Annotated in this window: 7 protein-coding genes; 6 read left to right on the top strand and 1 reads right to left on the bottom strand. The window is 70.2% G+C overall.

Annotated elements, in window-relative coordinates; translation table 11 throughout:
* Window positions 1-459: transcriptional regulator BldD (gene bldD / locus ACFC0D_RS31515; protein ID WP_376443298.1), on the bottom strand; the 459-nt coding region annotated here is incomplete at its 3' end.
* Window positions 460-713: 254 nt separating this feature from the next.
* Between bldD and pyrR the strand changes: the two genes are divergently transcribed.
* The 6 genes from pyrR to carB all read left to right on the top strand — a co-directional run bounded on the left by pyrR (window position 714) and on the right by carB (window position 8,642).
* Window positions 714-1,277, top strand: coding sequence for a bifunctional pyr operon transcriptional regulator/uracil phosphoribosyltransferase PyrR (pyrR, locus tag ACFC0D_RS31510; protein ID WP_376443296.1), 564 nt, complete (start codon window positions 714-716; stop codon window positions 1,275-1,277).
* Between the two features lie 83 nt (window positions 1,278-1,360).
* Entirely contained in the window at window positions 1,361-2,341 is a 981-nt protein-coding gene (locus ACFC0D_RS31505; protein WP_329122859.1) for an aspartate carbamoyltransferase catalytic subunit, read from the top strand.
* Window positions 2,342-2,343: 2 nt separating this feature from the next.
* Window positions 2,344-3,630 (top strand): dihydroorotase, encoded by a 1,287-nt coding sequence (locus ACFC0D_RS31500; protein WP_376443292.1) that lies wholly within the window; start codon window positions 2,344-2,346, stop codon window positions 3,628-3,630.
* Window positions 3,627-4,202: a hypothetical protein gene (locus tag ACFC0D_RS31495; protein WP_376443289.1), complete on the top strand. Its 576-nt coding sequence runs from the start codon at window positions 3,627-3,629 to the stop codon at window positions 4,200-4,202. The genes ACFC0D_RS31500 and ACFC0D_RS31495 overlap by 4 nt, the downstream gene beginning before the upstream one ends.
* Window positions 4,199-5,341, top strand: coding sequence for a glutamine-hydrolyzing carbamoyl-phosphate synthase small subunit (gene carA, locus ACFC0D_RS31490; protein ID WP_376443287.1), 1,143 nt, complete (start codon window positions 4,199-4,201; stop codon window positions 5,339-5,341). The genes ACFC0D_RS31495 and carA overlap by 4 nt, the downstream gene beginning before the upstream one ends.
* Window positions 5,334-8,642, top strand: a complete 3,309-nt coding sequence (gene carB / locus ACFC0D_RS31485; protein WP_376443284.1) for a carbamoyl-phosphate synthase large subunit — start codon at window positions 5,334-5,336, stop codon at window positions 8,640-8,642. Before carA ends, carB begins: the two co-directional genes overlap by 8 nt.
* The last annotated feature ends 50 nt before the right edge of the window (window positions 8,643-8,692 follow it).

The following is an 8,692-nucleotide window of genomic DNA, read 5'->3' as shown; positions in this document are numbered from 1 at the left end:
CAGGACGCCCCAGCTGATCAGCTGCTCGGTCAGCACCGAGGGCGACTGGTCGTAGATGACGGCGAGCGTGCGCAGGTCGTCCTGGCGGATCGACAGCACCTTTCCGTTGTAGTCGCCGCGCTGCGACTGGATCGTCGCCGCGTAGCGCTGCAGGGGGCCGGCCTTCTCCTGCGGGACGTGGGCAAGTCGCTCGAGGTCGAGAACGAGCTTCGGCGGCGGCTCGGCGGCCCCGCCCGGGGTCGTGCCGGGCAGGAGCTCCTGCACCGGAACGCCGTAGAAGTCCGCAAGCTCGGCGAGTCGCTGCACCGTCACGGCGCGGTCACCGCGCTCGTACGAGCCGACGACGACGGCCTTCCAGCGGCCCTGGGACTTCTCTTCCACACCGTGGAGGGAAAGGCCCTGCTGGGTGCGGATGGCACGGAGCTTGGCCCCGAGCTGCTTTGCGTATTCGCTGGACATATAGCTCCCCGGACGCTGGACGCTGTAGACAACGTGCGGCTCCGCCGCCTGGCTGGTAACTCACTGTGAGGTTACGCAGCGTTACTCTTTCCCGTCAAGCCGAATGGTCCATACCGCCCCCTCCCGAGGGACGGCGCCCGGAGTGGCGGCAGGGTGGTGAGCTGGGGAGTCGCCCGCCCCTGGTAGAGTCGGTGGCGCAATTTCGACGTCCTTTAAGGTCCGTCCCGTGAGGCGGAGAAGGAGGTCCGTTTCATATGGACGCACAGCAGCAGACCGATGCCGCACGGCCCGTTCTCGAGGGCCCCGACATCGCGCGGGTACTGACCCGCATCGCCCACGAGATCGTCGAGCGCGCCAAGGGCGCGGACGACGTGGTTCTCCTCGGCATCCCCACGCGTGGCGTCTTCCTCGCCCGCCGGCTGGCCGACAAGCTCGCCGAGATCACCGGACGCACCATCCCGGTCGGCTCGCTCGACATCACCATGTACCGCGACGACCTGCGGATGAAGCCCGCGCGCGCCATCGGCCGCACCGAGATCCCCGGTGACGGCATCGACGGCCGCCTGGTCGTCCTCGTCGACGACGTGCTCTTCTCCGGCCGCACGATCCGCGCCGCGCTCGACGCGCTCGGCGACATCGGCCGCCCTCGCGCCGTCCAGCTCGCGGTCCTCGTCGACCGAGGCCACCGCGAACTCCCGATCCGCGCCGACTACGTCGGCAAGAACCTCCCCACGTCGCTGCGGGAGACGGTCAAGGTCCAGCTCGCCGAAGAGGACGGTCGCGACACCGTCCTGCTCGGCAGCAAGCCCTCCTCCTAGCCGTACCGGCACCCCGACGGGTCCAGGGCACACCCCTGCGTGCCCGCACGCCCTCACACCTCGCCACCACGGAGCGAAACCCGATGATGCGTCACCTCATCTCGGCCGCCGACCTCACCCGCGACGACGCCGTCCTCATCCTCGACACCGCCGAGGAGATGGCCCGGGTGGCCGACCGGCCGATCAAGAAGCTGCCCACCCTGCGCGGCCGAACGATCTGCAACCTGTTCTTCGAGGACTCCACCCGCACCCGGATCTCCTTCGAGGCCGCCGAGAAGCGCCTCTCCGCCGACGTGATCAACTTCGCGGCCAAGGGCTCCAGCGTCTCCAAGGGCGAGTCCCTCAAGGACACCGCCCAGACCCTGGAGGCGATGGGCGTCGACGCCGTCGTCATCCGCCACAGCGCCTCCGGCGCGCCCTACCGGCTCGCCACCTCCGGCTGGATCGACGCCCCCGTCATCAACGCCGGCGACGGCACCCACCAGCACCCCACCCAGGCCCTGCTGGACGCCTTCACCATGCGCCGCCGCCTCGTCGGCCGCGACGCCGGCCTCGGCCAGGACCTCGCGGGCAAGCGCATCACCCTGGTGGGCGACGTCCTGCACAGCCGGGTCGCCCGCTCGAACGTCGACCTGCTCCACACCCTCGGCGCCGAGGTCACCCTGGTGGCCCCGCCCACGCTGGTGCCGGTCGGCGTCGAGACCTGGCCCTGCGCCGTCAGCTACGACCTCGACAGCGTGCTGCCGAAGTCCGACGCGGTGATGATGCTGCGTGTGCAGCGTGAGCGGATGAACGCGGCCTTCTTCCCGACCGAGCGCGAGTACTCGCGGCGGTACGGGCTCGACGGCGAGCGGATGGCGAAGATGCCCGAGCACGCCATCGTCATGCACCCCGGCCCCATGGTCCGCGGCATGGAAATCACCGCCGAGGTCGCCGACTCCGACCGCTGCACGGTCGTCGAGCAGGTCGCCAACGGCGTCTCCATCCGCATGGCCGTTCTCTACCTGCTGCTCGGCGGTTCCGAGCCCGCCGCCACAGTCACTCGTACCGAGGAGAGCAAGTAATCATGAGCAAGATCCTGATCCGCGGTGCGAAGGTCCTCGGCGGCGAGGCCCAGGACGTCCTGATCGACGGCGAGACCATCGCCCAGGTCGGGTCGGACCTGTCGGCCGAGGGCGCGACGGTCGTCGAGGCCGAGGGGCAGATCCTCCTGCCCGGTCTGGTCGACCTCCACACCCACCTGCGCGAGCCCGGCCGCGAGGACTCCGAGACCGTCCTCACCGGCACCCGCGCCGCCGCCTCCGGCGGCTTCACGGCCGTCTTCGCCATGGCCAACACCTTCCCGGTCGCCGACACCGCCGGAGTCGTCGAGCAGGTCTACCGGCTCGGCAAGGAGTCCGGCTACTGCGACGTGCAGCCCATCGGCGCCGTCACCGTCGGCCTCGAGGGCAAGAAGCTCGCCGAGCTCGGCGCCATGCACGACTCCGCCGCCGGCGTCACCGTCTTCTCCGACGACGGCAAGTGCGTCGACGACGCCGTGATCATGCGCCGCGCCCTGGAGTACGTGAAGGCCTTCGGCGGAGTCGTCGCCCAGCACGCCCAGGAGCCCCGCCTCACCGAGGGCGCCCAGATGAACGAGGGCATCGTCTCCGCCGAGCTCGGTCTCGGCGGCTGGCCCGCCGTCGCCGAGGAGTCGATCATCGCCCGCGACGTCCTCCTCGCCGAGCACGTCGGCTCCCGCGTCCACATCTGCCACCTCTCCACCGCCGGCTCGGTCGAGATCGTCCGCTGGGCCAAGTCCCGCGGCATCGACGTCACCGCCGAGGTCACCCCGCACCACCTCCTCCTCACCGACGAGATGGTCCGGAGCTACAACCCGGTCTACAAGGTCAACCCGCCGCTGCGCACCGAGCGTGATGTCATGGCGCTCCGCGAGGCCCTCGCCGACGGCACGATCGACATCGTCGCCACGGACCACGCCCCGCACCCGCACGAGGACAAGGACTGCGAGTGGGCCGCGGCCGCCATGGGCATGGTCGGCCTGGAGACCGCGCTCTCCGTCGTCCAGGAGACGATGGTCGAGACCGGACTGCTCGACTGGGCCGGCGTCGCCGACCGCATGTCCGTCAAGCCCGCCCGGATCGGGCAGGCCGCGGGCCACGGACGCCCCGTCTCGGCAGGTGAGCCCGCGAACCTGACGCTGGTCGATCCGGCATACCGTGGACCCGTGGACCCCGCGGGCTTCGCCTCCCGCAGCCGCAACACCCCCTACGAGGGCCGCGAGCTGCCGGGACGTGTCACCCACACCTTCCTGCGGGGCCGTGCAACGGTCGTGGACGGGAAGCTGGCGTGACATCACTCATCGAATTCGCAGCCGAGGCTGAGAAGAAGTCGGCCGAGGTGACCGACTGGGCCGGACGGCTCGGCTGGGTCGCCGGGCTCCTGCTCTTCATCGCGTTCGTCTACTGGCTGATGCGCCAGGGATGGAAGTGGCGCGGCAGCCTCCAGTCGGACCTCCCCGAGCTCCCCAGCGCGCCGGACGCGCCCGGCGAGGCGAAACTGACCCTCAGCGGGCGCTACCACGGCTCGACGACCGCCGGGCAGTGGCTCGACCGGATCGTCGCCCACGGTCTGGGCACCCGCAGCCGCGTCGAGCTCACGCTCACCGAGGCCGGGATCGAGGTCGTACGCCCCGGAGCGAACGACTTCTTCGTCCCCGCCGCCGCGCTGCGCGAGGCCCGCCTCGACAAGGGCATCGCCGGCAAGGTCCTCGCCGAGGGCGGGCTGCTGATCGTCACCTGGGCGCACGGCGAGAAGCTCCTCGACTCCGGCTTCCGGTCCGACCGCGCCGCCGAGCACACCGCCTGGGTCGAGGCCATCAACTCCATGAACCACGCAAGCACGACGGAAGGCACCGCACGATGACGACCTCCACCAGGGGAACCGCCAAGGTTCCCGCCGTACTCGTCCTGGAGGACGGCCGCATCTTCCGCGGCCGCGCCTACGGGGCCGTGGGGGAGACCTTCGGCGAGGCCGTGTTCTCCACCGGCATGACCGGCTACCAGGAGACCCTCACCGACCCGTCGTACCACCGCCAGGTCGTCGTGATGACGGCCCCGCACGTCGGCAACACCGGCGTCAACGACGAGGACCCCGAGTCTTCCCGTATCTGGGTCTCCGGATACGTCGTCCGCGACCCCGCCCGCGTCTCCTCCAACTGGCGCGCCCGGCGCTCCCTGGACGAGGAGCTGGCCGCCCAGGGCGTCGTCGGCATCTCCGGCATCGACACCCGCGCCCTCACCCGCCACCTGCGCGAGAGCGGCGCCATGCGCGTCGGCATCTTCTCCGGCAACGCGCTGCCCGACGAGGGCACCATGCTCGCCGAGGTCCGCCAGGCCCCCGAGATGAAGGGCGCCGACCTCTCCGCCGAGGTCGCCACCAAGGAGACGTACGTCGTCCCCGCGATCGGCACCAAGAAGTTCACCGTCGCCGCGATCGACCTCGGCATCAAGGGCATGACCCCGCACCGGATGGCCGAGCGCGGGATCGAGGTCCACGTGCTGCCCGCCACCGCGACCGTCGAGGACGTGTACGCGGTCGCCCCGGACGGCGTGTTCTTCTCCAACGGCCCGGGCGACCCGGCCACCGCCGACCACCCGGTCTCCGTCATGCAGGCGGTCCTGGAGCGCAGGACGCCGCTCTTCGGCATCTGCTTCGGCAACCAGATCCTCGGCCGCGCGCTCGGCTTCGGTACGTACAAGCTGAAGTACGGCCACCGAGGCATCAACCAGCCGGTGCAGGACCGCACCACCGGCAAGGTCGAGGTCACCGCGCACAACCACGGCTTCGCCGTCGACGCGCCCCTCGACAAGGTCTCCGAGACCCCCTACGGGCGTGCCGAGGTCTCGCACGTCTGCCTGAACGACAACGTCGTGGAGGGCCTGCAGCTGCTCGACCAGCCGGCCTTCTCCGTCCAGTACCACCCCGAGGCGGCCGCGGGCCCGCACGACGCCGCGTACCTCTTCGACCGCTTCGTATCCCTGATGGAGGCCGAGCGTGCCTAAGCGCACCGATATCCAGTCCGTCCTGGTCATCGGCTCCGGCCCGATCGTCATCGGCCAGGCCGCCGAGTTCGACTACTCCGGCACCCAGGCCTGCCGCATCCTCAAGGCCGAGGGCCTGCGGGTCATCCTGGTCAACTCCAACCCGGCGACGATCATGACCGACCCGGAGATCGCCGACGCCACGTACGTCGAGCCGATCACCCCCGAGTTCGTCGAGAAGATCATCGCCAAGGAGCGCCCCGACGCCCTCCTGCCCACCCTCGGCGGCCAGACCGCGCTCAACACCGCGATCTCCATGCACGAGCAGGGTGTGCTGGAGAAGTACGGCGTCGAGCTCATCGGCGCCAACGTCGAGGCCATCAACAAGGGCGAGGACCGCGACCTCTTCAAGGGTGTCGTCGAGGCCGTCAAGGCCAAGATCGGTTACGGCGAGTCCGCCCGCTCGGTCATCTGCCACTCCATGGACGACGTCCTCAAGGGCGTGGACACCCTCGGCGGCTACCCCGTCGTCGTCCGCCCCTCCTTCACCATGGGTGGCGCCGGCTCCGGCTTCGCCCACGACGAGGAGGAGCTGCGCCGCATCGCCGGCCAGGGCCTCACGCTCTCTCCCACCACCGAGGTGCTCCTGGAGGAGTCCATCCTCGGCTGGAAGGAGTACGAGCTGGAGCTGATGCGCGACAAGAACGACAACGTCGTGGTCGTCTGCTCCATCGAGAACTTCGACCCGATGGGCGTCCACACCGGTGACTCCATCACCGTCGCCCCGGCGATGACCCTCACCGACCGCGAGTACCAGCGGCTGCGCGACATCGGCATCGCGATCATCCGCGAGGTCGGCGTCGACACCGGCGGCTGCAACATCCAGTTCGCGGTCAACCCTGACGACGGCCGGATCATCGTCATCGAGATGAACCCGCGCGTCTCCCGCTCCTCCGCCCTCGCCTCCAAGGCGACCGGCTTCCCGATCGCCAAGATCGCGGCCCGTCTCGCCGTCGGCTACACGCTGGACGAGATCCCGAACGACATCACGGAGAAGACCCCGGCGTCCTTCGAGCCCACGCTCGACTACGTCGTCGTCAAGGCCCCGCGCTTCGCCTTCGAGAAGTTCCCCTCCGCCGACTCCACGCTGACCACGACCATGAAGTCGGTCGGCGAGGCCATGGCCATCGGCCGGAACTTCACCGAGGCGCTCCAGAAGGCCCTCCGCTCGCTGGAGAAGAAGGGCTCGCAGTTCACCTTCGTTGGCGAGCCCGGCGACAAGGACGAGCTGCTGCGCGAGTCGGTCCGCCCGACCGACGGCCGCATCAACACCGTCATGCAGGCCATCCGCGCCGGCGCCACCCCCCAGGAGGTCTTCGACGCCACGAAGATCGACCCCTGGTTCGTCGACCAGCTCTTCCTGATCAAGGAGATCGCCGACGAGCTGGCAGCCGTCGAGAAGCTGCACCCGGAGATCCTGGCCGAGGCCAAGCGCCACGGCTTCTCCGACGCCCAGATCGCCGAGATCCGCGGCCTGCGCGAGGACGTCGTCCGCGAGGTCCGGCACGCGCTCGGTGTCCGCCCGGTCTACAAGACGGTCGACACCTGCGCCGCCGAGTTCGCCGCCAAGACCCCGTACTTCTACTCGTCCTACGACGAGGAGAGCGAGGTCGCCCCGCGCGAGAAGCCCGCGGTGATCATCCTGGGCTCCGGCCCGAACCGCATCGGCCAGGGCATCGAGTTCGACTACTCCTGCGTCCACGCCTCCTTCGCGCTCAGCGACGCGGGCTACGAGACCGTGATGGTCAACTGCAACCCGGAGACCGTCTCGACGGACTACGACACCTCCGACCGCCTGTACTTCGAGCCGCTGACGCTCGAGGACGTGTTGGAGATCGTCCACGCCGAGACGCTGGCCGGCCCCGTCGCCGGTGTCGTCGTCCAGCTCGGCGGCCAGACCCCGCTGGGTCTGTCCCAGGCGCTCAAGGACAACGGCGTGCCGGTCGTCGGCACCTCCCCGGAGGCCATCCACGCCGCCGAGGACCGCGGCGCCTTCGGCCAGGTCCTCGCCGACGCCGGCCTCCCGGCCCCCAAGCACGGCACCGCGACCACCTTCGCCGGCGCCAAGGCCATCGCCGACGAGATCGGCTACCCCGTCCTCGTACGCCCCTCGTACGTGCTCGGCGGCCGCGGCATGGAGATCGTCTACGACGAGACCCGCCTGGAGTCGTACATCGCCGAGTCCACCGAGATCAGCCCCACCCGGCCGGTCCTGGTCGACCGCTTCCTGGACGACGCCATCGAGATCGACGTCGACGCGCTCTACGACGGCCACGAGCTCTACCTCGGCGGCGTCATGGAGCACATCGAGGAGGCCGGTATCCACTCCGGCGACTCGGCCTGCGCCCTGCCCCCGATCACCCTCGGCGGCTTCGACATCAAGCGCCTGCGCGCCTCCACCGAGGCCATCGCCAAGGGCGTCGGGGTCCGCGGACTGATCAACATCCAGTTCGCCATGGCCGGTGACATCCTCTACGTCCTGGAGGCCAACCCGCGCGCCTCCCGGACCGTCCCCTTCACCTCGAAGGCGACCGCCGTCCCGCTCGCGAAGGCCGCCGCCCGCATCTCGCTCGGCGCCACCATCGCCGAGCTGCGCGAGGAGGGCCTGCTGCCGAAGACCGGCGACGGCGGCACCCTGCCGCTCGACGCGCCGATCTCCGTCAAGGAGGCCGTGATGCCGTGGAGCCGCTTCCGCGACGTGCACGGCCGCGGTGTGGACACCGTCCTCGGCCCGGAGATGCGCTCGACCGGCGAGGTCATGGGCATCGACGCGGTCTTCGGCACGGCCTACGCCAAGTCGCAGGCCGGCGCCTACGGCCCGCTGCCCACCAAGGGCCGCGCGTTCATCTCCGTCGCCAACCGCGACAAGCGCTCGATGATCTTCCCGGCGCGCGAGCTGGTCGCCCACGGCTTCGAGCTGATGGCCACCTCGGGCACGGCGGAGGTGCTCAAGCGCAACGGCATCAACGCCACGATCGTGCGCAAGCAGTCCGAGGGCGAGGGCCCGAACGGCGAGAAGACGATCGTCCAGCTGATCCACGACGGCCAGGTCGACCTGATCGTCAACACCCCGTACGGCACCGGCGGCCGCCTCGACGGCTACGACATCCGTACGGCGGCGGTGGCCCGCTCCGTCCCGTGCCTCACCACGGTCCAGGCGCTCGCCGCGGCCGTCCAGGGCATCGACGCGCTCAACCACGGCGATGTCGGCGTCCGCTCGCTCCAGGAACACGCCGAACACCTGATCGCGGCCCGCGACTAGCAACCCACGAGGGGGACACCGGAAACGGTGTCCCCCTCTTGCTGAGGACA

Source organism: Streptomyces sp. NPDC056222 (assembly GCF_042264065.1).
In the GTDB taxonomy this organism is placed as follows: domain Bacteria; phylum Actinomycetota; class Actinomycetes; order Streptomycetales; family Streptomycetaceae; genus Streptomyces.
This window is presented reverse-complemented; position numbering and strand designations above follow the sequence as displayed.

Bases quoted from the DNA above. Each gene is read 5' to 3' on its own strand.
- pyrR (WP_376443296.1), top strand. From the start codon at position 714: ATGGACGCACAGCAGCAGACCGATGCCGCACGGCCCGTTCTCGAGGGC.
- ACFC0D_RS31505 (WP_329122859.1), top strand. From the start codon at position 1,361: ATGATGCGTCACCTCATCTCGGCCGCCGACCTCACCCGCGACGACGCC.
- ACFC0D_RS31500 (WP_376443292.1), top strand. From the start codon at position 2,344: ATGAGCAAGATCCTGATCCGCGGTGCGAAGGTCCTCGGCGGCGAGGCC.
- carA (WP_376443287.1), top strand. From the start codon at position 4,199: ATGACGACCTCCACCAGGGGAACCGCCAAGGTTCCCGCCGTACTCGTC.